At 53.6% G+C, this 25,073-nt stretch carries 16 protein-coding genes; 6 read left to right on the top strand and 10 right to left on the bottom strand.

Going from position 1 to position 25,073, the window contains the following annotated elements; all coding sequences use genetic code 11:
- Nucleotides 1–146 precede the first annotated feature (146 nt).
- A complete protein-coding gene (locus E0F26_RS07245; protein WP_279240999.1) occupies nt 147–1,154 on the top strand; it encodes an aromatic ring-hydroxylating oxygenase subunit alpha in 1,008 nt (335 codons plus the stop codon).
- Between the two features lie 218 nt (nt 1,155–1,372).
- On the opposite strand, the gene E0F26_RS07240 is transcribed toward E0F26_RS07245, so the two are convergent.
- Nucleotides 1,373–2,476 carry an acyl-CoA dehydrogenase family protein gene (locus tag E0F26_RS07240; RefSeq protein ID WP_279240998.1) on the bottom strand — a complete coding sequence of 368 codons (1,104 nt, stop codon included), beginning with the start codon at nt 2,474–2,476 and terminating at the stop codon, nt 1,373–1,375.
- Complete coding sequence (locus tag E0F26_RS07235; RefSeq protein ID WP_279240997.1) at nt 2,473–3,684, bottom strand: acyl-CoA dehydrogenase family protein; 1,212 nt, start codon at nt 3,682–3,684, stop codon at nt 2,473–2,475. Before E0F26_RS07235 ends, E0F26_RS07240 begins: the two co-directional genes overlap by 4 nt.
- 187 nt (nt 3,685–3,871) lie before the next feature.
- Between E0F26_RS07235 and E0F26_RS07230 the strand changes: the two genes are divergently transcribed.
- From E0F26_RS07230 to E0F26_RS07220, 3 genes are all read left to right on the top strand, one after another.
- On the top strand, nt 3,872–4,972 hold the full coding sequence (locus E0F26_RS07230) for a Rieske 2Fe-2S domain-containing protein (protein ID WP_279240996.1): 1,101 nt from the start codon (nt 3,872–3,874) through the stop codon (nt 4,970–4,972).
- A gap of 147 nt (nt 4,973–5,119) precedes the next feature.
- Nucleotides 5,120–6,286, top strand: coding sequence for an efflux RND transporter periplasmic adaptor subunit (locus tag E0F26_RS07225; protein WP_279240995.1), 1,167 nt, complete (start codon nt 5,120–5,122; stop codon nt 6,284–6,286).
- A 10-nt stretch (nt 6,287–6,296) separates the two neighbouring features.
- Nucleotides 6,297–9,473 (top strand): efflux RND transporter permease subunit, encoded by a 3,177-nt coding sequence (locus tag E0F26_RS07220; protein ID WP_279240994.1) that lies wholly within the window; start codon nt 6,297–6,299, stop codon nt 9,471–9,473.
- 8 nt (nt 9,474–9,481) lie between these two features.
- Here the strand turns inward: E0F26_RS07220 and E0F26_RS07215 are convergent, their stop codons facing one another.
- The 7 genes from E0F26_RS07215 to E0F26_RS07185 all read right to left on the bottom strand — a co-directional run bounded on the left by E0F26_RS07215 (nt 9,482) and on the right by E0F26_RS07185 (nt 20,150).
- The gene (locus E0F26_RS07215; RefSeq protein WP_279240993.1) at nt 9,482–10,573 is read right to left on the bottom strand and encodes a DUF917 domain-containing protein; all 1,092 of its coding nucleotides are present in this window, start codon (nt 10,571–10,573) and stop codon (nt 9,482–9,484) included.
- Nucleotides 10,574–10,576: 3 nt separating this feature from the next.
- Nucleotides 10,577–12,118 carry a hydantoinase/oxoprolinase family protein gene (locus E0F26_RS07210; protein WP_279240992.1) on the bottom strand — a complete coding sequence of 514 codons (1,542 nt, stop codon included), beginning with the start codon at nt 12,116–12,118 and terminating at the stop codon, nt 10,577–10,579.
- Between the two features lies 1 nt (nt 12,119).
- On the bottom strand, nt 12,120–13,412 hold the full coding sequence (locus E0F26_RS07205) for a purine-cytosine permease family protein (RefSeq protein WP_279240991.1): 1,293 nt from the start codon (nt 13,410–13,412) through the stop codon (nt 12,120–12,122).
- 205 nt (nt 13,413–13,617) lie between these two features.
- A complete protein-coding gene (locus E0F26_RS07200; RefSeq protein ID WP_279240990.1) occupies nt 13,618–16,704 on the bottom strand; it encodes a TonB-dependent receptor domain-containing protein in 3,087 nt (1,028 codons plus the stop codon).
- 440 nt (nt 16,705–17,144) lie between these two features.
- Nucleotides 17,145–17,570 (bottom strand): ACT domain-containing protein, encoded by a 426-nt coding sequence (locus E0F26_RS07195; protein WP_279240989.1) that lies wholly within the window; start codon nt 17,568–17,570, stop codon nt 17,145–17,147.
- A 48-nt stretch (nt 17,571–17,618) separates the two neighbouring features.
- Nucleotides 17,619–18,092: a cupin domain-containing protein gene (locus E0F26_RS07190; protein ID WP_279240988.1), complete on the bottom strand. Its 474-nt coding sequence runs from the start codon at nt 18,090–18,092 to the stop codon at nt 17,619–17,621.
- 168 nt (nt 18,093–18,260) lie between these two features.
- Nucleotides 18,261–20,150 carry an NAD(P)-binding protein gene (locus E0F26_RS07185; protein ID WP_279240987.1) on the bottom strand — a complete coding sequence of 630 codons (1,890 nt, stop codon included), beginning with the start codon at nt 20,148–20,150 and terminating at the stop codon, nt 18,261–18,263.
- Nucleotides 20,151–20,378: 228 nt separating this feature from the next.
- On the opposite strand from E0F26_RS07185, the gene E0F26_RS07180 reads away from it, so the two are divergent.
- Nucleotides 20,379–22,298, top strand: coding sequence for a DUF3604 domain-containing protein (locus E0F26_RS07180; protein WP_279240986.1), 1,920 nt, complete (start codon nt 20,379–20,381; stop codon nt 22,296–22,298).
- Here E0F26_RS07180 and E0F26_RS07175 read toward each other — a convergent pair.
- A complete protein-coding gene (locus E0F26_RS07175) occupies nt 22,285–22,629 on the bottom strand; it encodes a hypothetical protein (protein WP_279240985.1) in 345 nt (114 codons plus the stop codon). The two genes, E0F26_RS07180 and E0F26_RS07175, sit on opposite strands and share 14 nt — an antisense overlap.
- Nucleotides 22,630–22,904: 275 nt before the next feature.
- On the opposite strand from E0F26_RS07175, the gene E0F26_RS07170 reads away from it, so the two are divergent.
- Nucleotides 22,905–25,010: a S9 family peptidase gene (locus E0F26_RS07170; RefSeq protein WP_279240984.1), complete on the top strand. Its 2,106-nt coding sequence runs from the start codon at nt 22,905–22,907 to the stop codon at nt 25,008–25,010.
- Nucleotides 25,011–25,073: the final 63 nt, after the last annotated feature.

The raw sequence follows: 25,073 nt of genomic DNA, 5'->3' as shown, positions 1-25,073 counted from the left end.
ATCGTCACCTATAAATCGATCAGGTTATCTCCCTGCGCATAATCCATTTGAAGGCACCATAATCCGTTTGCACCTCTGGCCCGGCTGGGCAGCGGCGCATCAGCCGTTATACTTCACGCTCTGCTTCAGTTGCCGGACAACGTTCTATGATGATTGCGACCGATACCCCCAGATGTCCACTCCCCATGCCGATGGGTTGGTTTCAAGTACTGTACTCCCACGAGTTAGCGGTGGGCGACGCAATTCCCGTTGAATACTTTGGGCAAGAATTGGTGGTTTTTCGCACTGAAGCGGGCGAGCCAAAGGTGGTTGATGCGTTCTGTCCGCACATGGGCGCACACCTCGGTTACGGCATTCGTGAGCAAACCGGGAAAGGTCCCCGTATCGTCGGTGACAGTATTGAGTGCCCCTTTCACGGCTGGCGCTGGAATGGTGAGGGTCAATGCACCCACATCCCCTATGCCAAGAATATGCCGCCACGGGTTGCCAAGGGAGAGACGATCCTTGGGGCTTGGGATGTTCGTGAAGTTAATCAGCAAATACTTGTTTGGTATCACCCGAAGAAAGAAGCCCCAACCTGGGAACCCGAGGTCATCCCCGAGGCGGCAGCCAATCACCCTGACTGGGGCGAGATGATTATCCATACCTGGGATATCAATACGCACATGCAGGAAATGGGCGAAAACGCCGTAGATGCTGCTCATTTTCACTATGTTCATGGCACGGACGATGTACCAGAGGCCGCGTTTCAAAACTTCGACGGTCATATCCGAGAGGGAAAGTTCATCACTCGCCAACCAACGCCTCGCGGTGTGGTCGACGGTGCCATCGAAACCCGCAGTCAAGGTGCAGGACTCTCCGTCGTTCGGTTTACAGGAATCTACGATACCCTGCTGCTCGCTAATGTGACGCCCGTAGGGCCTGAAAAAACCTATGCTTCCTACGCCTTTATTCAACCGCGGGCCACACAGGAAACACTCGGGAAAACTGTCGGACAAGCCATTATCGGCAATATCTGCCAGCAAATGGCTGAAGATCAAATTATTTGGGATCGAAAGCAATACTTTGAACGTCCGTTACTCTGCGATGGTGACGGCCCCTTTGCTAAGTTTCGACGGTGGTTTAGTCAGTTCTTGGTGGAACCTACCGCCTAGAAGCACTGTGTGAGCTAAGTTGCGGCGAGGCATGCCGGTTGGATGCCTCTCAACAGCGCTCGCCTTACGTGGCCGCTTAGCACCTTTTTTCCTAGCGTGGGGGGCTTACTTAGTGGGGGGCTTAGCGCGAAGCTATATCCACTACCTGCCCTCCTCACTCAACGACGCTTGAATCGTTACTGAGCTCAAATTTTTGGCGCTAACGCAGTCGGCCCGCCTCAGAATTCGTGAAGGCGTGCAAATCGATCTCGGTGGTAGCTCGAAGAACCGAGGAGCTGATTACAGACTCGCGATCGTTTCAGGAACAGCCCCATATCCATCTCCTCGGTGACACCCATACCACCGTGCAGTTGGATCGCTTCAGACGAAATCAAGGTAAAACAGTCATTGGCAAGCGCCTTTGCCGCACTACAAAGAAGACTCAGGTTAGCCGCGTTCTCATCTAAACCTGTTAATGCAGCACTCACCGCACTCTCAGCCAGTTCGAGTTCACAAAACATTTGGGCGCAACGATGCTGTAGTGCCTGAAAACTGCCCAGTTTCACATCGAACTGCTCCCGCTCTCCCAGATATTCGACAGTTCGCTTAAGGACTTCGCGGGCACTCCCCATCATCTCTGCCGCTAAAACGATGGTCGCCTGATCGATAGCTCTCGTTATGCCCGTATCGACTGACTCACCCTCCAGCCACTCAATATGGGCGTCGTTAACGCCGTTAAAACTAATGCTGGCATAACCATGGAGATCCATTGCCCGCTTAGCCTCGACTTCAACACCCGCCAGATCTCGCGGGATTAGGGCTACGCCCAGAGCACCCGATGCGCGCCTCGCCACACACAGCAACAAATTGCTGGTCTGCCCATTTAAAACACGGGTCTTAACGCCCGTGAGACGGCCGTCGACCACTGACAGCTCAGTGGCGTGTGGATTGAAAAACCGACCCTCATCCAACGCAACACTGCCCGTTTGATCTCCCGATATGAGTTTCGGCAAATACGTTTCTATTTGATGGCGTGAGCCACAGTTAAGAAGTAGGTTTTGAGCAAACACCACACTGGATAGGAAGGGGCTGGCGACTAACCTGCGACCCGCCTCTTGAGCGATAGCACCAACCGCCAACCAACCGAAGTTCAACCCCTCAAATTCTTCGGGCACTGTTATCCCTGTTAGACCCAGCGCAACCATCTCTGACCAAAGGTGTGGGTCGTATGCAACGCTTGATGATCCCTCCCCCAGTTGACGTAAACATGCAACAGGGGCTTGCTCGGCAAAAAACTGAGCCACGGTCTCTTTGAGCATCGCCTGCTCTTCATTCAAGATCATGACTTACCCTCCGCGGACGGCATACCCAAGGCCCGCTTCGCGATGATATTGAGCTGGACCTCACTGGTGCCGCCGGCGATTGTCAGCGATTTATTGAAGGCCCACTGCTTGACCATTTTTCTAAGACCCAAAGAAACAGTGGGATCATCCATCGATAAGCCTTCATCGCCCAGTGCACGCAAAATAAGTTCGTCTTTCGTTTGCGCTTCAGAGGTACCGAGATACTTCATCAGGAGCGGGAGCCTCGGATCGGACTGCTTCGCCTTGCCTTGTCTGTAAATGCGTTCGCCCAGTTGACCCATGGCTGTTTCGCGCATGAGGTGACGCGCTATATCACTTCTTAACTCGTCATCTGCCAATGCTCCCGAGTCGTCAACGCCAACCGCATGTTGCGCAAGCTCGAGTAGCTCCATTGCTGGCTTCTCGAGCATACCCTCGAACGCCGCCATCATCTTGCGCTCGTGCTTGAGTAGCTCTTTGGCCACCGCCCAGCCGCCATTCAACTCGCCAACAAGATTCGCCTTAGGCACTTTCACGCTGTCAAAAAAGGTCTGACAGAACTCGGATTCTCCACTAATTAGGGGAATTGGTGACGTAGAAACGCCCTCGGTTTCCATATCGATAAGAAGAAAACTGATTCCCGCTTGCTTGGGGGTCGTATCACTGGTGCGAACTAGGCAAAAAATCCAATCAGCCTCGTCCGCTTTTGTCGTCCAAATCTTAGTGCCATTGACGAGAAAGTGATCGCCGCAATCCTCGGCTTTAGTCTTGAGGTTTGCAAGATCAGAACCGGCTGAGGGCTCAGAATAACCCTGGGCCCAGCGAATCTCACCACGACAGATGGCACCAAGGTGCTCCCGCTTCTGGGCTTCATTGCCGTAGACCAACAGTGCGGGCCCTAACATCCATAAACCTTGGCAATAGAGGGGCGGTCTGCAGCGCATCCTTGCCATCTCTTGCTGCAAGACTTTTGCCTGGGCTGAAGATAAGCCGCCGCCACCGTACTCACTTGGCCACTCGGGTGCGGTGTAGCCCTTGTCACGGCATGCCTCAAACCACTGCTGAGCCTCTGCACTGGGAAATACTCGCCGTCGCCCACCCCAGATCTGCTGGTCTCGGACAATGGGTTGTCGCTGTGACTGTGGACAATTAGCCTCTAGCCACGCGACGGTCTCAGCTCTGAATTGCGTTAACTCTTCATTGTACAAACCAAACTCCTCGAGGCGTTCGCAGGCTACTTTAGGGCGCCCATGCTCGTTGGCACACACCTTTGTGTCATCGTCCTTTTTGTCTACGCAACGGCGCCTTCGTGTTTTGACCGAAGTCCGCATTTCACCTAGTTTATCTCCATTGCAGGGAATAATAGCGTCACCAGGCGCGGACAGGAGACTCACCGTGGCAACAGCAGCAGAGTATGGCCTTGGCCCCAACACCTATCCTCGAGGATGGTTCATCGTGGCGGAGAGTCGGGAGATTGATAACGGCCCTATCGGAGTTACCTTTTTCGGCCGTGACTTCGCCCTTTACAGAGGCGAAAGTGGCAACCCTGTGATGCTTGACGCGTATTGCAAACATATGGGGACTCACCTCGCCAAAAACACCAGTGCGATGCTCATTGTTGCCGATGTTGGCGGTAAACATGTCGAGGGAGATTCGATTCGCTGCCCTTATCACGGCTGGCGCTACAACTCCGAGGGGCAGGTCGACGATATCCCCTATCACGATGGCCCCTGCCCTAAATCTGCGTCGATTCGTTCCTACCCCGTTGTCGATAACATGGGATGCATCATGATGTGGTTTGATGAAGAGGGTGCAGCCCCGGATTATGCGCCGCCCTATCTCGAGCAGTGGGACGAGGGAGGCTGGGTGCACTGGGACCTTGACCACCTACCAGAACTAGATCTACACCCGCAGGAAGTCCTCGATAACATGTGCGATAACCGACACCTAGGACCCACCCACGGCGCACCCTGCGAATATTTTGAAAACGAAATGCGGGACCATGTTTTAATTCAACGTCAAGGTGGTGCAATGACACTCTATGGCGGCGCCATGTTGTACACGACAACGTGGTATACCGGACCCGGCGTTTTACTGTCGAAGCAAGTCTGGGGCGACGCAACGCAGTTCGAAATGATCGCGAACACGCCCATAGGTGACGGGAGAATCAAGGCCTGGCACGGGTGTCTCGTCAAATCCGCAACCGGCACCATCACCGCAGAAGATAAAGAAATGGCGAAAGCCATCCAAGCCGGTGCATTGGAGGCCTTCTCCAAAGACTTTGAAATCTGGCAGCATAAGAAACCCGCTCTAAAGCCAATGGCAATGAAAACGGAAGGTCCCTTCCTTAAGGGCCGTAAGTGGTATAGCCAGTTCTACGCGGATCGAGCCGACGTAAAGTCCACCCAAGACGCAGTGAATGGTCTTTACCACGTACCCGGTGTACAAACGCCCGCGGAGCGAAACCATGCTATTGACGAGGGATTACCCATCTAGCCACCGGTGATCTGCTTTTCGTTATCGGTAGGCTCGCTATCTACTTATTGTCGTAATTGATTGGAATGAGACGGCCAACTGCTCATAAAGCGTATAGTTGCCGCGGGAAAAGGAAGGCCCACACGCTGTAATGATACGAGACCTACAATGAATCAAAGCCCTACTCCGCGCTCACTCCGGCTCAAGAAGCTTATTGCGCCCCTTATCGTGCTTGTCATCGCGTCAGGTATTTACCTGGGACTCATAAACACAACGGCTGAGCTGGATACAACGGTCAAGGAACCTGTTCCCGTGGCTGTCAGGGCGATAACCGTTGAGCCAGAGACGGTCAATCTGAAAGTCTATTCAGAGGGGAATGTGCAGCCACGCTCGCAAACAAACCTCTTGGCGCAGGTGGCTGGTGAGGTCATCTACGTGGCAGATACGATGTTATCGGGTGGTCAATTTCAACTCGGCGATACGTTGCTAAAGCTTGATCCACGTGATTATGAAATCGCAAGGGATAGAGCCCAGGCGAGTCTCAGTCGCTCGCAAGCCGAGCTGAATTTTGCACGTCTCGAAGCTGGGCGTGTGCGAGCGCTCTATGGGGATGAACTCGCAAGCGTGGCCGACCTGCAGGGCGCAGAGCGCCTACTTGCGGTGGCTGAGGCATCGGCGATGGAGGCCACAGCGGCGCTCGAGCGCGCCAATATTGATCTTGAGCGCACGCTCATCAGGGCTCCCTTCAATGGCCGCGTGCGCAACGAGTCCGTTGACGTTGGCCAATTCCTGCAAAAGGGCGCAAGTATTGCGACCGTTTATGACACCGAGCGACTCGAGGTCAAACTGCCGCTCGCCGACGCTCAACTCGCTTACCTTGCGCCGCAATATGCCAATGTGGGCAGCGCAGGTGAAAATCCAGCTCAGGTCACTCTCACTGCGAATTTTGCAGGTGCAGAGCAGACTTGGGAGGCAACGCTGACTCGCACTGAGGGAGATATCTCGACACGAAGTCGCTTCCTACACGTCATCGCTGAGGTTAGCGAGACAACCAGCGACAGAGGCGTTCAATTACCGCTCGGTCTATTCGTGGATGCCACCATATCGGGACGGGATGCCGAGGGGCTCGTTCGCATTCCGAGAACTGCATTGAGAGCGGACGATACGGTCATGGTTATCGACGAAAACGATCAATTGCACTTCCGGCATGTTCAAATTTTCCAACTCACCGCGGACGAGGTCCTCCTATCAGACGGGCTGGAAAAGGGTGAACACGTGAACATATCGCCTCTACAGTTCGTTGTAGAAGGCATGCCCGTGCAAGTTATCAACTGAGCCGTAAACAATGCCAAAACTAATCGCATGGTTCGTTGATAACCCCATCGCTGCAAATCTGCTCATGTTCATCCTGATTGCCTCGGGTTTACTGGCACTTCAGGACGTACGAAAAGAAGAATTTCCTAACGTCGAAGCGCCGGTGGTGACGGTTATGGTCCCCTATTTAGGTGCCGCACCCGCGGAAGTCGAGACGGGCGTTTGCACACGGATCGAGGAGTCGATCGACGGTATTGAAAACATATTGAAAGTTAAAACAACCGCAGCTGAGGGCGCATGCAGCGTAGCCATTGAGCTCGATATGAAGGCCGACAAAGCCAAAGCGCTGGATGACATCAAAGCCCAAGTCAACGCTATCTCAACCTTTCCTGCCAACACCGAGCGACCTATCGTATCCCAGGTCACGATGCGCAGTATGGTTGCCCAGATCGCCGTTCACGGAGACACCGACGAGCGCTCACTGAAAAATATCACGCAGTCCATTCGAACGGATTTACTTGAATTGCCTGAAGTCAGCCTCGTTGAGACGCTTTACATGCGGCCCGATGAAATTTCAGTCGAAGTCTCAGAGGCGACGCTACGACGCCATCAACTGACGCTGGCTCAAATTGCCCAGGCGATTCGCAGCTCCAGTGTGGATATTCCGGGCGGCGCAGTAAAAGCGGATGCGGGGGAGATAAGACTTCGAAGCACCGGGCAACGCTATCGTGGCGAAGATTTGGAAAATATCGTTGTTGCACGCGAGGCGAGCGGAGCGCGTTTATTACTCAAAGATATTGCTCACATCGTTGACGGATTCGAGGAGCTAGACCAATACGGTGAATTTAATGGCGAACAGGCCATGATGATTCAGATATTTCGTATCGGTAGTGACGACACGATTAAGATTTCGGAAGCGGTCATCGACTACGTTGCCGCAAAAGAGCGGGAGCTCCCTGAAGGGATCCACTTCACCGTCTGGAACAACGAGGCAGACGAGCTTATCGGTCGACTGGGCACCATGATCAACAACGCACTTGGCGGCTTGCTACTGGTCATTATCAGCCTTAGTTTATTCCTGCGCGTCAGACTTGCGCTTTGGGTGAGCGCTGGAATTCCTGTCGCCATTTTCGGCGCTATCGCCCTATTCCCCGCTACCGACCTGAGTATCAGTACGCTTTCGCTGATGGGGCTGCTCTTATCGCTCGGTGTTGTGGTGGACGACGCTATCGTAGTGGGTGAGCGAATTTATACGAAAGAGCAAAGTGGCATGGATGCAAGAAGTGCCGCTATCGAGGGCACCAGTGAGGTGGCGGTCCCCGTATTTTTTGGCGTGTTAACGACCATTGCCGCCTTTATGCCGCTTCTGAACGTTGACAGTAATCTTGGGCAGTTCTTTATATCGATCGGTGGCACCGTCGTACTGTGCCTCATTTTCAGCATCGTGGAATCACAATTGATTTTGCCGTCCCACCTAGCACACCGGAGTAATACGAAGCGCGAGTCAGGCTTTGGCAAGCGCTGGGAACGCTTTCAGGATCGTATCGCAGGATCGCTCGAACATTTTGCCCATACCCACTACAAAGGCTGGATTGAATGGGGTATTGAAAATCGATACACCACATTTGCTATCGCTTTGGCCCTGATGATCGTCATGGGCGGCATGATGGCAAGTGGAAGAGTCGTTTTTCAGTTCTTTCCCTCAGTCTCAGGAAACAATGTCGTCGCCAGAGTCGTCATGCCCGAGGGTTATCCACTCGCTGGCACACAAGCCATTGTGAGGAAGCTTCAAGCCTCAGGTGAAGCGACACGTCGTATCGTGGACGGCGAGCGCACTGACGGTACATCAACCTTTAAAAATGAGCTTTCTTCTGTAGGGGTGGCCATCACACAAGGCGCCTTGGTGATGACCGGCGCCACAGGGTCGCATGTAGCTGAGGTCTCTCTGAACCTTGTGCCCTTTAGAGAGCGGGGCGGGATGACACCACAAGAAGTGGTGAACCTCTGGCGAGATATGACGCCCCCCCTCCCCGATGTAGTGGAGCTGAGCTTCTCAGCGGACGCCGTATCCCTTGGAGAGGATATCGATCTCGAATTACGCGGACGGGACATCGAACAGCTGGGCCGCGCGGCGGCTGAACTTACCGAGGTCCTCCAAGGCTATGATGGCCTTTACGATATCAGTAATACCTACCGGTCGGGTAAGCGTGAGCTCGCCATGCGTATACGACCAGAAGCCGAAACGCTGGGCCTGACGCAGGCGGATCTAGGGAATCAAATACGCGACGCCTTCTACGGTCACGAAGCCCAACGCGTTCAGCGTGGAAGAGATGACGTACGCGTTATGGTGCGCTTCCCAAAAGAAGACCGTACGTCGCTGGCAAGCCTCGAAAACATGAGTATCCGACTCGCAGACGGCACTGAGGTGCCCGCACTGTCGGTGGCAGAGCTTGCGCCGACCACCGGCAACTCGACGATTAATCGCACCGACGGCCAACGAACCATTAATGTTATTGCCTCAGCGAATCGCGATAAAGTGGCGCCTGAAACAATACTCCTAGAAGTATTCAGAACACATGTGCCGCGTATTATCGAGGCATACCCAGGCGTAACAGTGGGGCAAGCAGGCGAGGCTGAGGAACGCGCACGTGCAATAAGCGGACTCGTTAGTTCAAGCCTTGTGGCCCTCATGGTTATCTATACGTTGCTCGCCGTACCCCTGAAGTCATACCTTCAACCTCTCGTCGTAATGGCGAGCATCCCCTTTGGGTTTATTGGCGCGATCATCGGCCACCAGATCATGAATTATGACCTCGTTTTCTTCTCGCTCCTTGGGATGATCGCTTTAGCGGGCGTTGTGATTAACTCCAGCCTTGTCCTTGTTGATTTCATTAATCGAAATCGACGCATTCATAAAATGAACTTGCATGACGCGGTCATTGACTCAGGTATGTCACGTTTCAGGCCAATTTTCTTGACCTCAGTAACGACTTTCATGGGACTGATGCCACTGATGGTTACCCGGGACTTCGATACTGCGCCGTTTGTGCCGCTGGCTGTTTCGCTGGGCTTTGGTGTTATTTTGGCTACGGGCGTGACGCTTATCTTGATACCTGCTCTGTACGTGATCCTTGAAGATTTCTCTTCTCTGCTAGGCAGCGAAAAAGAGGCCGTCTCGGGCAGCGAGGACACGCCGCTTATTCAATAGATAATTTCTCACCTCACCAATGAAGCCAGTGGCGTGTAATCGAGATCGATGCCAAAACAACGAGGTTGTGTGGCCGCCAGCGCCTCGGGGGTTTGATAAAAATCAGGTGCACCAACTGCAAGCACCGCCACGCGCTGCCCGAAGTGAAGTCGCTCTGCATTAATTGGCGTCGTCGTCTCGGCATCAACGATCACAATTAAGTCAGGCACCATGGCGAGTGGCTTTCCGCCGGCAGTTGCCACTAAGTATTCGTTCTTAATGGTGATATTGCAGACAGCAGTCGGGTCGTCAAAACACTCGATGGAAAGCTCCCCAATATCGTAACCGCCGACGGTACGGGTGCTCTTACCCGAGACCTTACCTGTAAAAATTTGATGGACAGCGCCATAGACCGAATCGGCGAACACGTCACGAAGCAGAGGCAGTAGATCGCCAATCGGGCCTCTTTTTTCACGCAGTAGGCGCCCCAAGGTCAGGGAGAAGCTCACGGTTTTCGGAATGACAGAACGTTTCAATTGTGCCCCCGTCATCGGATGCTCGGCGACGGTGACCATTCCACCTGCGGCGGCGGCAAACGATCGAATGTGGTGCTCATAGGTTGTGGTATCTGAGGTATCAAAAAGTGCTGTATTGCCCGCGTAGTCCATTGCTAGCGCAGGCGTTGGTTTTACGCCCGAGATGGCGTAGCTCATCATTTGTGCCTCGGGGAAAGCTCGGCCCATACCATCACCGTCAATGACGGGCAGTCCCCGTACGGCTGCCGCCATGAGAGGAATCAATGAATTCCCCCCGCCTATCTCAAACGAAGCAACCGCATCTATCTCTTTACTAATCAGTGTTACGTAGGCATCCAGAACACGTGATGCCTCATCGATCGACGGCAACAACTCTAACGACACAGTAGGGGCGCCAACACCTCCTACAGGCACCACGAAGGCCTCATCACTCAGTGCCTCAGCGTCGATGAGGGTCGCGGGCCCCGTCTGCTCAAGCGTCTGCTTGGCAATCAATGTCGGTAAGTAGGGATCACCCCCGCCACCCGTTGCCAAAAAGACGGCGCCAAGTGCTAAATCATCAAGGTCGGTTGCGTAAATTTTCATCAACTAGTTTGCTCCCAACAAGAGATCGCCAACAACGCGAACACTAATTTGGGTCGTTTCATTCGCCATATAGGGAATATCGATCTCTTCGACATCGACTGTAGTAATGCTCGCCTCGGCAGCTCCGGCGGCTATCGCACGCTCGGTTGCTTCACGCGTCAACTGATCGATCATCTCACTTCGCGACTGACTTGTGAGCACATGTAAGCCCTCTGCCTCACCGCTCACTTGCGCAATTGACGCGCCAATAGCGTTTGCGACGTCCGCATACTGAGGGCGAATGATCGGACAATCTGCAAGGGTGTCGCCCGGAATAAGCGGCGCACCCCCGCCAACCAACACAACTGGCAATATCGCACCACCGGGCTTCATAAGATCTACCGCCGCATTTAACTTTTCAAGAATAAGCCGATCGACCGCAGTACAAACTTCAGCATCCACAGGATGAGGTTCAACGGCGCTAGTAATCGTCAGTCGCCCCTGAGACACGGCAATATCTGTAAGTGTCATGACCTCGCCACCAAAACAAAGGGCTTTTTCCCTGAGCTCTCGGGCAACCGACTGTGGACCGCAACTGACACCGCCCTCGCCTATCTCGCTGCCACCACCCAACCCAATCGCTAAAACGTCTGGCATTCGGAAATTGGTCCGCGCACCGCCCACATCGATCACAAGGTTAGATTGCCTTGGGAATCCATTTTTCAGCACGCCAATATCAGACGTCGTACCGCCGACGTCGATAACCAAGGCATCTGAAAGCCCGGTAAGCGCCCAGGCGCCACGGAGTGAATTGGTGGGTCCAGACGCGAAGGTCAACGCTGGATACTGTCTCACGCGCTCTAAATCGATCAGAGTGCCGTCGTTCTGACTCACATAAACGGGGCATCGCAAACCCAGACGCGCACTCGAAGCGACAAGCGCAGACGCAACGTGGTCAGCAAAATTCAGTAACGCGGCGTTCAAAATAGACGCATTTTCACGTTCGATTAAACCCAGTCCACCCATAGTATGGGACGCGATAACACGACTCGCTGGTAACGCCTTTGCTATTTGCGCCGCGAGACGCTGTTCCAGCTCGGGTTGCGAAGGGGAAAACGCACACGAAATAACAACCGCACTCGGTTTCGTGCTCGCGAGTGTCCGCAATAGTTCGTCAAGCTCCGCCTCCTTGACCGGCGCAAGCTCACGAGCGTCGTATAAGTGCCCACCATGGATTAAATAATTTCCACCATCCGTTGCTCTCACGAGATCTGCAGGCCAATCCGCACGGGGTAGAAGCCCGCGTCCGGCAGGGAGACAAACGCGCACCGCAGCAACCGTGGATAAGTGCTTTCGCTCAACTACGGCGTTGGTGAATTGTGTCGTACCAATGGTGAGAAGCTCTACATCAGTGGGGCTTACGCCGCTGAGGATCGTCTCGAGCGCCGTTTCGATACCCGACCCGACATCGGCCGTGGTTATTGCTTTCGTGTGCGCCACCACCCGCTGCCCATCCATTAAGACGGCATCGGTGTGCGTACCGCCGACATCGAGCCCAATACGCATACTATTGACCCGTCCCATTGTGAGCTGAAGGTCGCGGACCCAGGGCTTTTGCGAGCACAAAATAAAGCAAAGCCGAAACTATCATCGCGTCGATTGCAGCTACCGTGGTGACACTTACAATCAACCCCTCGGACCCTGCCAATGCAACGGCGGCACCCGTAAACCACGCGAATAAACCCCGCGCATTAAGTGGCTGATTGTCTGCGACCACGTCGACCGAGTAATGACTCTGGCGCACTACAAAATGATCAACGATCACCACGCCTGCCACCGGAATAAATACAATCGACAGATAGAAAAGAAACTCAACGAACGAGTCGAGAATATTCATCAATCCGGCGGTAACGCCCAAAGCACCGAGTAAAATAGCCGTGTTTCTAGCGTTAACCCGAGGAAAAGACGCCGTTACGCCAAGCACAGCACTGTAAAGGTTCAGTGCATTGAGCACCCAAGAGCCCGCGATAATGATGGCAAAAGCGCCAAGCCCCAAACCCAGCGTCAACATGATTGTTGTGATGTCATCGGTCGCCAAAGCAAAAGCGGCACTTGCCCCCACCCACATTACAAAGGGCTGAAACACCATGTAGCTTGCGCCGCTTGTCACAAGCGCCCCATTAGACGACCTCAAGAAGCGCGTGATGTCGGGCATAATGATGCAGCCGATAACAATCGAGCCGACAATGGAGGAGATACCGTCCCCGAGACTCATTTGGGTTTCTGACATTATCGAATGACTCCCACCTTGCCCAACAACCGCGGCCAAGAACACCACGGCAACCAACATGAGAACAGGGATCATCAAAGTCGACACAAAATTGATCGCCCGAAACCCAATAATGGTCGTCACCGTGATCAACACACTCGCACAAATCGTGACGAGAAGCTCCGGCGGAACAACACCCAAGACATCACTACTCAGGCCCGCGATGGCACGGCCAAACAGATTCAGGTTTATACCGAACCAACCGAGTAAAGAAATGGAGAACGCGAGATTAACGATTCGTGCGCCCGTGTCACCAAAGGCCAGCCGAACGAGCAGATAAGAGTTAAAGCCTGTGCGGGCACCAATCGAGCCCATAAGCCAGCCAACAAGGAAAATGATAAACGAGCCGCCTAAGATAGCCCAGAGGGCCATGGCCTCCCCTACGCCGTAGGCGACTTCAATACCCGCTATGAATGTAGGCAGGGAAAAGGACACCATCGATGACACCGCAGCCACTCTGAAGGTCGCAACTCGGGCATCGGTAGGCACTGCATGGGTCGAGAACTCGTCGTGCTCTGAAATACCACTCATTATTTTTTTCACTCACAAACGCAGCATGACGTACCAATCGTTCGCGACGGCCCTGCTAATCGTCTTTTATTGTTAGCTTTCTAACCAAGATCCATCGCCCTGACATAATGCGTGTGTGCCAAGAGCGAGGCAATACTCCGCCTCATGACGTGAGACAAAAAAAAGCCCGCGGTGTTAAGCGCGGGCTCTTCTGACGATGGCGTACTTACATTGAGTAAGAAACACCCAACACAAATGTGCGACCGCGTGGGCCCACAGGCCATGCATTTTGCGTTGACCATGGCTCTTCGTCAGTCACGTTGTTAACCGCGCCATAAATAGTCAGCTCATCGCTGTACTGGTAGCTACCGTTAATGTCTGTGATCACGATCGAATCAAAGAAGCCATCGTCTCCATAAACCGCCTGGTTGTCTCCAAGACCGAGGACTTCCTCGATCTCATCAACAGCCTGCTTACCCTGGTATACGTTCTGGATGCCTACACTCCAGGGGCCACGATCCCATGAGAGGCTCAACGAACCCGTGACACGTGGACGCTGGAGCTCTTGCAGCTCTGGGTCGACGTCAGAGGTATCAAGTGGGTTAAAGAAACGATCGAGACGCTTCTGGCGCGAACCTACCAGGCTTACGCGGAAGTCGTTTTCGCCCATTGCCCAGTCGTAGGACGCTGACACGTCAACACCTTCTGCTTCGAGCTTTGCAAAGTTAATCGTACCGGTCTCAAGGAAGTTCAAGCCACCATCACCACGACGTGTAAACGCATTACAGAAATCGAGGCTCGGGTAGTTAGAGGAGTCATAACAACCTTTAAGGATATCGTCTGAGCTCACGGCCGCGATTGCCTGATCGATGGCCACGTCCCAGTAGTCGACTGACAGCGTTAGCCCTGGCGCGAAGCTAGGTACAATAACAACACCGTAAGTAGTGGTATCCGCTGTCTCCACATCAAGCGCAGGGTTACCGCCGGATACGCCGTTGAAGCGTGCAGTCAGCGGGTTAGTCCAGTCGTAGACACCGTCAGTGAAGATCGCATCCTGTGAGACGCCAATTGCCGTCAGTGCCGCCACACAGTTTGCTTCACGCGCATCGGTACCGTTGTTGATGTTGGTCGACGCACAGGGGTCAGAACTCGCTGCAACCGTAATAGGCAGACGAGGATCGAACAGCTCAGAGATGTTTGGCGCACGAACCGCCTCCGATACCGTACCGCGGAAACGGATATCGTCGATCGGCGCCCAGGTCACACCAACTTTCCATGTGTTCGCTTTACCCGATGTCGAATAATCCGCTTGGCGAACCGCGGCGTCGAGCGTCAGCTCACGCGTGAAGTCACGATCAAGGAAGATCGGCAGCCGCACCTCTGCAAACACGTCAGTCACGTCATAGTCACCTTTCGTGTCGTACTGCTGTGTGTTGTCAAACGAAATGAACGAATACAGCCAAGGTGATATTGAGTTCACCGACTGGCCCGCTTCGTAAGGGCTTCCTTCAGGAATTACACCCAACGTTAGTGGATCGAGTCGGTTGTCACTTGACTCCTCACGACGCTCAACACCGGCAGCGTAGCCAACCGGTCCGTCAAGCACTGACTGAAGCACTTCAAACTGACCCACGGCTGTCACGTTGAATACCCACTGCTGAATTTTGAGCGTGCTTTCAAGATCCGCCGTCACAAAGTTTTGAGCCGCTTCACTGGCAGAATACGTGCCAAATGGGTTCAGTGGCTGACACTGACCGTCCCCCGGCGTAAACGAGTAGTAACGATCGCTGTAGTAGTCGCCATCAGCAAAGCCGTTTGAACCCGCGAAGTAGTCTAGCGGGTAGTCAGTTGTTGGATCGAGGGTTGAACGACACACCACGTTGCCACTGGAATCAACGACCGAATCAATCGCTGAGTAGAATCGATCCAAATAAATGGCGTTCGTCTTATCCGTCTGCTGGAACATACCGCGGTTGAAAGAAACTTCAACGCTGTGACCATCGGCAGGCTCCCACTCGAGCCCTGCAACAAAGCGACTCGTCTCTCGCGTGTACTTCTGATTGTTGTTGTCACTCAAATCCAGAGGATCCTGAGTCAACAAAAGGTAACCAGTTTGGTCAACAACAGGTTGTAACGCATCGGGAATGAAGGCGTTATCAGCACGTATTTCGAGGGTGTCGTAGAAGGTATCTTGCTCGTTAAAGACTGTCGTCTCGGCGCGAACATATTTGGTTTCCAAGAAGCCACGAAGATTGTCAGCAAACTCGTAGTTAACGTTGAAATTCACTACCTGGCGATCGGTCTCTGGGAACAGCGTGTCGCGGTTGAAGTTCACCCGACCACCGTCACCGCCCGTGCCCCACAAGCCGTCAACAACGACGCCGTCTTGGTTAACACGAACCGTTCCGTCTGGGCCTACCAACCAGCAGCCCGCAAGGTAGCCAACACGACCGCCCTCAGATTCCTGACAGTCAGCAATCCCGTTTCCGTTAATGTCGACGTAAATATCACTACGACCGCCGAACCCCGGGGCAATAGAACCTTCCTGTGAGGTCAGCCAGAATCGTGGATCCTGAACCACTGCGCGAGGCGGACCATTCGGATCTGGGTTCACCAGTGTCTCGGCAATACCGTTATCGCGTGACCAGCTTCGGTCTCTAAAACGGAGACCTTCATCCATCTCAGATGAGAACGTCACAACCGCATTACCACGACCATTAGCAAAATTTGAACCCCATACCAGGTCAAGGGTTGTTGTCTGGGCACCGCCGCGCTCGGGTACACCACCCGACAGATCAACTTGGAAGCCTTCGAAGTCGTCTTTGAGGATGAAGTTAACAACACCTGTTACCGCGTCAGCTCCGTAAATGGCTGATGCACCACCTGTCGTGACTTCAACACTTTTGACAAGCGCGCGAGGAATAGTACCCACGTCTACAGCCTGGCTACCGCGGAAGCCCGCAACGTGACGGCGGCCGTTAACCAGTGTCAACGAACGATCGCCGCCCAAACCACGAAGGTTCAAGCTGTTAGCACCGGTTAACGAGTTCTCAGCAGTGAGTGACGAGACCAGTGCGGGAATATCGGAGACGATATCAGCAATGTTGATCTCACCGGAGTTGCGGATGTCCTCTTCGGTGACTGACTGAACGGGAACCGAAGAAATGGTGTTGGTGTTAACTGGTATACGAGATCCAGTGACAACAACCTCTTCGATTTCCTCCTGGGAAAAAGCGCTTGGAGCAGCAGTTGCGACGGCAACCGCCATTACAGCTAACGCAAAGCTCGGCTTTCTAGACAATGATTTGATCATTTTGGCGTCCTTTTTTACTTTTAGCTTTCATTGCACAACGCTGGTCAACGCGCGTCGTGCGGTTTGTCTTCAAGCGCTTGCAGGCACCTGTTTTATTAACGCACCTCGAAGTATATATCTGTGCGCAAATGTGACAAGCCAAGCGTACACCAAAAGAAGAAAATCAATTAAAAACAATTACTTGAAATTTTACCGACAGCGGAAAGATGACACTTTTACTCTAATTTCGCCCTATCTGCTTCGTTCACCGCACCATGGAAGTGACATTGGCGATGTGAGCGCACCGACGCAGTGCATCCCTTTTTTCTGTTTATCGACGTAATGAGGCCCGATGAAACGGGCATCTCTGGCCAATTACCTAAGCTGTAAATGAAGCGCTCAGCTGTTGAGTAATGCCGTAGCAGTCTGCACTCGCCAAGTTGCCCGAGGCGACGCTTAATCTAACAAGCTCGTGGGTCAAACGAGTTACCTGCGCGCGATAAGCCGCGTAAGCAGTTCATAGCACGATCGGCCAAAGCCTGCGGGACAAAGACATGATCGTGATAATAGGCGGCAATCATGTTTGCGCTGATGCCGTCATTGGCCAGCACACGCGATACGGCTGCTGTTAGGCCTACGGCCTCGAGACTCGAATGTACACGTAATGTGATCCGCGCCATGGGAGCACTGCTGTGTTCAATCTCAGTAGCTTTAATGCGCGGCATGACAAGCGTCATACCCTCTGGCTCTCTAAAGCTTGCGAGGGCGTACGGCATGTACTTGGGAACCTCGCTATCCCCTACCCTAACAAAAACCCACTCATTGCCATCGAGCACGGGGTCAAGCGTGCGTAGTAAGGTTGCTAAATCAGTTTCCCCGATTGTCATCTGTCACCTAGAAGGCTCGTTTTATTCGCCTTGGTCATGTCCTAAGAATCAAAGTCCCTCGCCGGAGGATGAATAAATCACCCAGATCTTTCGATACCCCTCGGTTTCCCAGACGCCAGTCCACTCTTTTGGAATGGTGACAGCCTCGCCCGCATTGACGGTCATTTGAGTGCCATCATCGGAGGTCAAGGTCACACTGCCTTCAAGGAAAAACATGAACTCGTCCACGCCGTAGGGCTCGGTAATGTCAAAGCGGGATTTCCCGGCGCTATACATACCTGAGGCAAACTTGCCGTCGGAGGATTTGAGCGAAGTAAGGTCGTGTATCTTACCGGTTGGTGTCTCCGTCACGATGGTGTTGGGGTTTTTGAAGGCATAGCCCGCCAGCTCGGTGCTCGATAGTTTGGCTGGGTGCACTGTCTCAGCCGTCGCCAGAGTGCTGAGGCTAATCAGACTCATCAACGCCGTCAGTTTCACCCAGAAACCGCCCTTATTGTATATAGCAATCCTAGCTCCTTGCATCTTCTTATCCTTCTATCTTTTTTGCTTTCATCCATTGCTTGCGCTGTAGTGGTTTTTCAGTTGTTTTCTTTGCTTTTGTTCTGTGGTCTGTCGCTTTGCTGGCTCTCACTGCAGTTCATCGGCATCTGACGCGCTGTCGTGTTGTGACTGTGGCTGTCATTACGCTTGTCACGCGCCGGCCATTTTTATTTGTTCATTAACGGCCCGATCCGCCGCATCAATGGCACCATCCACATAGGCGTGCGCCTCGGAGTCCGAGTTAGCAATGCTGATGCGCCCAATTTGCGCACGCCCGGCAATATGCGGCCCGTTGTAGCGATTGTAGCTAGGGTTAATGCCAATCCCCTCGAATTCATAGGCATAGCCGTGCGGCCAGCGGTTGAGCGTGATACCGGCCATATCGCGCTCAACATCAAACCCGTAAGGGCCAAGCATGCCATCAAAGTGTTTGATGATGTCGTCTTCAAAGTCTTGGTAGGACATCTGTAGTAGTTGCATGCGCCCTGCTCGATACTGATCCATGGCGGGAAGGCCTGCGGCTGTCGGTGAGTACCAAGCCGTGACCACAATGGGTCTGTCGATCTCTTGAGCGTATTCGTAATCGCCAATGCTTACTGGGTAGTCCAAGTGCAAATACTTGAACATCACATTGCCGGGCGAATAGAACATGAAATGCCCAGCATCCTTGAACGCCTGCCAGTTTCGGAGTGCAAACGTGCCCAGCACGAACGGGATCTTGGTTGCCTGCCCTATCGCCTCGGTCTGCGCCTGACTGGCCTCAGGACAGAGGTGCGAAATGATCTGGTTATAGCAGGCCATGACCGCGTGTTTGGCTCGCACACGGTAGGTCTTACCACCATTAACGTAGGTAACATCGACGAAGTGCCCGTCGCCCGTATTCTGCGCCCTGACCACCGTACTGTTGAGGCGAATTTTGACGCGATTACCTGACCGATCGAGTCGACTGTAATCCGCCTTAGCGGTCACGAGATCTTCCATGGTGCTGCCGGGCATGGCGTCTGGAATCAGGTTTCGGACCAAGGCACGCGCAATGCTGGCGTTACCGTCCGGAAACTTGAAGATGTAAGGCTCTTCTTTTCCTTCCGGTGGTCGCACCCCCACTTCGTCCGTTCCCGGGAACCAGTAAATCATTGCTTCCCAGGCCGAAATAGCTTCCCAGCCTGCACCCATCATGGGAAGCCACGAGTCCTGCAGAATGCGTCTGACAGACGCAGGTTGATTGGCGTAATTCTTGAGAAAATCAAGATAACTCGTTTCACGAAGGACCGCCTCGCGCTCGTTGTTCGAGAGGCCTTTCAGATAGTCCTTCCCGCCCTTTAATAGGCTGGCGAAGGCCTCTTGGTCCTCTTTAGGAATGGGCATATCACCAGTGATGTTATTGAGCTGAAAACCCCAGCGATCCCACCAATCCTGAATGGGGTTGTCAGTGATGGCACGTTTCCCAAACGTCGCCTCATCGAAGTAGATGCCCCGGGTCATACCACGATCTTCGAAGAACGACTGGTCGTGGTAGTCGTAGAACCGCTCAACAAAGATACCGAGGTCTTTCAGAAGCTGGCTCGCCACCGGTGAGTAGGCGGAGGGTGTATCAATCGCCTGGCTCCCGCCGTAGCCAATCAGTGTCTCGCCATCGACCGAGAGCTCGTTACGCCGCGCGTGTCCGCCAAAATCATCGTGGTTATCCAGTACCAGGATCTTGCTGTCGCTTCCATGGCGGTCTCTGAAGAACTTCGCGGCCGCCAGACCGGAGATACCTCCCCCAACCACCACCAGGTCATAGGTCGTCTCTGTTTGCTCTTTGGGCAGACTAAACGCCCTGCCCTCGCGTGCCAGTGCGTGAGCCACTTCATAGGTGCCATCCACACTACCCCGCATGCCAGTGAGCGCGGGCGGGTAATAGTCAGGGCCCAGTGAGTGGAGGGGGAGTAAACCTTGCGCAAGCGCCTCGAGTGGCGAGAGGTGGAGTCCTGCCGCACCGATGGCCACGCCATTAATAAAGTCACGGCGTGTGAGTTTTGGCTTAACTGGCTGCTTCATTGGTTTCGTCTTTGCTCCCCTCGGCTGTTATTTGAACGCTTTTGAGTTGCACTCACCGTCCCTTCTCAGACGTGCACGCATTTCGCGCTGATTCGTTCAGCACCGAAGGCGGGCGCCTTACCAGTGTAAAAGCGCTGGCACTCAGAATCGAGTTGTCGTTTACTCAAAGGTAACGACGCTTACTTGTCTGACACGTAGCAAAAGTAAAAAAGTAAGGAAGGTGTATTGATGTCGACCGTTAAAAAGACCCTACTTCTCGCAACCCCCGTTGTCCTACTGTGTGGTTGGTTTGCTTACGACTTCGTGGAGACCAACCTTAAATTTATACCTTCAACAGCTGAAGAGCGCGCGGCAATCCGTGAGGAGGTAGCGGCACAAGACGAGAACGCCTTCTACCAACCGCCTCAGAGTGCTCGATCTGTGCAACCCGCTAGCCCGCTCAACAATGTCTATTTCGGAGACTTACACATCCACTCCAATCTATCTGCGGATGCTTACCTATTTGGTAACCGGCGCGATCTCGATGCGACCTACCGGTTTGCCAAGGGGGAGTCTGCCTCAATTGAGACCGGTGAGATCATCGAACTTACCCGGCCCTTGGATTTTGCCGCGGTCACGGATCATGCGGAGGGCTTTGGACGGGTCATGGCGTGCTTGGAGCCATCGACGCCCGAGATCGCAAAAGACTGTGAACTGGTCAACAACCCCAATGTACTCTCGTTTCTGGAACTAAGAGCGAATGTTGAGAACCGGCCGTTGGTCGAAAACCTTAGCTACTTCGGTAATGACAAAGCGACAGAGCGTCAGTATCACCTCGACACCTGGGAGGCCATTAAAGCAGCCGCCGAACGACACAACGAACCCGGTGTCTTCACCACCTTTGCGGCGTATGAGTATTCCCCTGCCATGGTTGATCGGGGTAAGCATCACCGGAACGTTATCTTCCGCAGTGATGTCACGCCCGACTATGCCGTTTCGGCCTATGACGCTGACTCGGAGATTGATCTCTGGAAGCAACTCGAGGCAACTTGTGGTGAGGGGTGTGAGTTTCTGACGATTCCGCACAACCCGAATAAGAGCTGGGGCTTGGCCTTCGCCAGCGAAACCATCGATGGCATACCCTACACCCGCGACGACTGGCGTCTAAGAGAGAAATTTGAGCCTCTGGTTGAGATGTTCCAGATAAAGGGTAATTCCGAGTGTGTGCTTGGCTTTGGTGCTACCGACGAAGAGTGTGGTTTCGAGCAGTTCTGGCCTGTGTGCGAGGAAGGCCAGGTAACGCTCTGCATTCACCCCACCTCAATGGCCCGTGACGGTCTAAAAAAAGGACTGGCGCTGAAGGAATCGCTGGGCTTTAACCCTCTGAAGTTTGGTCTCATGGCATCGACCGACACGCACAACTCAAACCCGGGCGATGCAGAAGAATGGGACTACCGCGGTGCGAATTCTTACCTGGGCTCGCCTGCTAAGAACCGACTCGAAGACGGCTTGCGACAACCGAAGGTGGCCAACCCTGGAGGCTTAGCAGCTGTGTGGGCACCGGAGAATACCCGAGATGCACTTTTTGATGCCATGAGCCGACGCGAGGTTTATGCAACAAGTGGCACTCGTCTCTCGCTTCGTCTTTTTGGTGGTGCTGACTTACCCTCGGACCTCCCCGACACAGGTGACCTTGCGGCTGCTTATGACGCTGGGGTTCCCATGGGTGGCACACTAGAGGCAACTGCTGAAGCACCTCGGCTTTTCGTTTGGGCGACGCAAGATCCAGACAATGCACCGCTGGCAAAGATCCAAATTATCAAGGGCTGGCTCAACGATGGTGAAACGTACGAGAAGGTGTTTGATGTTGCTTGTGCCGATGTGGATGCCGCAGGCACATGTCTTGCAACAACAGCCCCAGTTGATCTTGCAGATTGTTCGTGGTCAACGACGGCAGGATCGCCGGAACTGCGAGCGGACTGGGTAGACCCACACTATGACCCGAGCCACAACGCCTTTTATTACGCACGTGTTATGCAAATACCTACCTGTCGCTGGACAACCTACGACAGCTTACGACTTGGACTAATGCCACCCAGCGACGTCCCTGCTACGGTTACCGAAATGGCTTGGAGCTCGCCGATTTGGATGAACGCTAGCGATCAATAATATCTTCCTTTGGGAGAGCAACCTCTTCTTGCGGTTTTAGCACCAATTTTTTCGGTTTTTTCTTCTTACTCCCGGTTGGCTCATCGGTTTCCCACCGCGCGCAGCGATCGATGGCGACGTCGCCTTGAGGGTTATCGATTGTATGAGCAACACTGTAGTCACCGGCTCTCACAGCTGCGCGTGGCGAGACCTCCTCGCTCAAACATTTGGGGAAATAAGGAGCCACATCTAAGCCCAACTCTTTCTCAAGTGCTGCGACCTCGCGCTCTTCAGGGGTGGCGCACGCACTCAAGGCTACCGCTATCATTAAAATGCGTAAGCTACTTCGCATACTGACTCGCCTCGGTAAGGGTCGGTTTAGCTTACAACGTATGTTTGTTGTGTTCGAGCACCCCCACCGTGAAGCTATTTCCTGCACATCGCGCTGAATACTGGCTAACCAGGGTTAAACGTTCTCAGCGCCAAGGCCGGTCGTATCTCACACCTAATAAAGTGTTTGAGGGTGTGACAGACTGACCCAACGACACCGTTCCCAGCTTTTACCCCTTTTCGCTTGATTCGCCATCAGTAATACTCAACCAAACACACAGAATAAGCTTAGACAGTATGCCCCTAAAACTAAGGTATCCCGCACGCTCCCGCGTCCTTCTCAACCTATCGCTGACCGTCATCGTCAGTTCCTTTGCCTTGCAGGTACAGATTTCTCAGGCGGCAAGTCTTCCAGTATTCGTCGCTGAAGATGTGTTTGAGATGGAGTACGCCAACGATCCACAGGTTTCACCGAATGGCTCGCGCGTCGCCTACGTGCGTACATCTATGGATATTATGACTGACCAAGCAAGGCGGACGATTTGGGTTGTGGATACGAACGGTGACAATCATCGACCACTTGTCAGTGGCCCAGGCAACTTCAGCTCTCCCCGTTGGTCTCCCTCAGGCGATCGGCTCGCCTACCTCTCGAACCGTGACGGTAAAAATCAGCTGTTTGTTCAATGGTTAGATGGCGGCGAGACGGCAAAAGTCACCACCCTGCCCCAATCACCCCGAAGCATTGTCTGGTCTCCTGACGGGAAATTTATTGCCTTCACACGGTTTGTTCCCAAAGCATCACCGACCTTAGCTGAGATGCCTGCAAAGCCAAAAGGGGCTAGCTGGGCGGAACCTGCAACTGTGATAGATCGCATGACCTTTAGACGTGACGGGGGCGGCTATCTGCCAACGGGTAATAACCAAGTTTTTGTGGTTCCCGCAGACGGTGGCACGCCTCGGCAAATGAGTAATGGTGACTACCCCATCGGCGGGCCTGTGACGTGGATGCCAGACAGCAAGTCGATTATTTTTTCGAGTAATCGACGTGACGATGCCGAGTATCACCCGCGCCAAACCGATCTCTTTAGCGCCTCGCTGGTGAGCGGAGAGCTTGTGAAAGTGACGGACCGCGCCGGCTCTGAGAGTAACCCAGTCATCTCCTCAAACGGACGTTATTTGGCATATACCTCAGCCGCTGATACCCGTCAGGGCTACAACCGTGCTCAACTGAGAGTCAAAGACTTGCAGTCGGGTGAGGACCGCTCGCTTACAGAAGATCTCGATCGGTCAGTCTCTGATGTTCAATGGACGCCCGATAGCAAACGTCTTTGGATTAGCTTCAACGACCTTGGTATGACCCGAGTTGCTGAGGTTGATGTGAAAGGAAGGTTGAAGCAAAGCGACATTGTTCTCGGCGGTACCGCACTCGGTCGCCCCTATACCAGCGGCGTTTTCTCGGTCGGTGGAAAAGGCCATTTAGCATTTACCCTAGGTCGCGATGATCGCCCCGCTGATCTCGCGTTGATGCGGCCCGGAAAAGCGCCGCGTTTACTCACCGACCTCAACAGCGATCTCATGGGTCAACGTGAGATGGCGCGCGTAGAGAGGATGACCTGGGCCTCTTCGCACGACGGTCTTGAAGTCGAAGGCTGGGTGATGAAACCACCCGGTTTCGATCCCAACAAAACCTACCCAATGATTCTTGAGATCCACGGCGGCCCCCACTCTGCCTATGGCCCCAACTACTCAACCGAAGCTCAGCTCTATGCAGCGGCGGGCTATGTTGTGTTCTATACAAACCCCCGCGGTAGCACGAGTTACGGCGAAGAATTTGCGAACACCATAGATCTGGCCTACCCCGGTTATGATTACGATGACTTGATGTCGGGTGTGGACGTACTTCTTGACCGGGGTTATGTCGACGCGAATCAGCTTTACGTTACCGGTGGTTCGGGTGGTGGTGTACTCACGGCCTGGATTGTGGGCAAAACCGATCGATTTCGCGCTGCGGTAGTCGCCAAACCCGTCATCAATTGGGCGAGCTTTGTTTTAACGGCAGACCTCAACTACTACTTTGCTACCACTTGGTTTGACGCTCCACCTTGGGAAGACTACGAGAGCTATTGGAAGCGCTCCCCCTTGTCTTTGGTAGGTAATGTGTCAACGCCCACGATGCTTCTCACGGGCGAAGCGGACTATCGAACGCCCATGAGTGAGACCGAGCAGTACTACCAAGCCCTAAAGCATCGTGGTATCGATACGCTCATGGTCCGCATCCCCGGCGCGAGCCATAGCATTTATGCGCGGCCGTCGAACCTCATCGCCAAGGTCAACAACATCTTGGCGTGGTTTGAGCGTTATAGAGAGGATTCGAGTGATGATCAGGACGGTTCGACTGAGTAAGTTGCACCCGCACAACGCAAACGGACCAACGATTTAATAACAACGAATAGAGACGATTCTAAA

The sequence above is a fragment of the Candidatus Paraluminiphilus aquimaris genome, from assembly GCF_026230195.1.
Taxonomy (GTDB): Bacteria; Pseudomonadota; Gammaproteobacteria; order Pseudomonadales; family Halieaceae; genus Luminiphilus; species Luminiphilus aquimaris.
Note: the sequence above shows the minus strand (reverse complement) of the source record. Positions and strands in the feature narration are given on the sequence as shown.

Coding starts and splice junctions, on each gene's coding strand:
- E0F26_RS07245 (WP_279240999.1), top strand. CDS start 147: ATGATGATTGCGACCGATACCCCCAGATGTCCACTCCCCATGCCGATG.
- E0F26_RS07240 (WP_279240998.1), bottom strand. CDS start 2,476: ATGATCTTGAATGAAGAGCAGGCGATGCTCAAAGAGACCGTGGCTCAG.
- E0F26_RS07225 (WP_279240995.1), top strand. CDS start 5,120: ATGAATCAAAGCCCTACTCCGCGCTCACTCCGGCTCAAGAAGCTTATT.
- E0F26_RS07220 (WP_279240994.1), top strand. CDS start 6,297: ATGCCAAAACTAATCGCATGGTTCGTTGATAACCCCATCGCTGCAAAT.
- E0F26_RS07215 (WP_279240993.1), bottom strand. CDS start 10,573: ATGAAAATTTACGCAACCGACCTTGATGATTTAGCACTTGGCGCCGTC.
- E0F26_RS07210 (WP_279240992.1), bottom strand. CDS start 12,118: ATGCGTATTGGGCTCGATGTCGGCGGTACGCACACCGATGCCGTCTTA.
- E0F26_RS07205 (WP_279240991.1), bottom strand. CDS start 13,412: ATGAGTGGTATTTCAGAGCACGACGAGTTCTCGACCCATGCAGTGCCT.
- E0F26_RS07200 (WP_279240990.1), bottom strand. CDS start 16,704: ATGATCAAATCATTGTCTAGAAAGCCGAGCTTTGCGTTAGCTGTAATG.
- E0F26_RS07195 (WP_279240989.1), bottom strand. CDS start 17,570: ATGACAATCGGGGAAACTGATTTAGCAACCTTACTACGCACGCTTGAC.
- E0F26_RS07190 (WP_279240988.1), bottom strand. CDS start 18,092: ATGCAAGGAGCTAGGATTGCTATATACAATAAGGGCGGTTTCTGGGTG.
- E0F26_RS07185 (WP_279240987.1), bottom strand. CDS start 20,150: ATGAAGCAGCCAGTTAAGCCAAAACTCACACGCCGTGACTTTATTAAT.
- E0F26_RS07180 (WP_279240986.1), top strand. CDS start 20,379: ATGTCGACCGTTAAAAAGACCCTACTTCTCGCAACCCCCGTTGTCCTA.
- E0F26_RS07175 (WP_279240985.1), bottom strand. CDS start 22,629: ATGCGAAGTAGCTTACGCATTTTAATGATAGCGGTAGCCTTGAGTGCG.
- E0F26_RS07170 (WP_279240984.1), top strand. CDS start 22,905: ATGCCCCTAAAACTAAGGTATCCCGCACGCTCCCGCGTCCTTCTCAAC.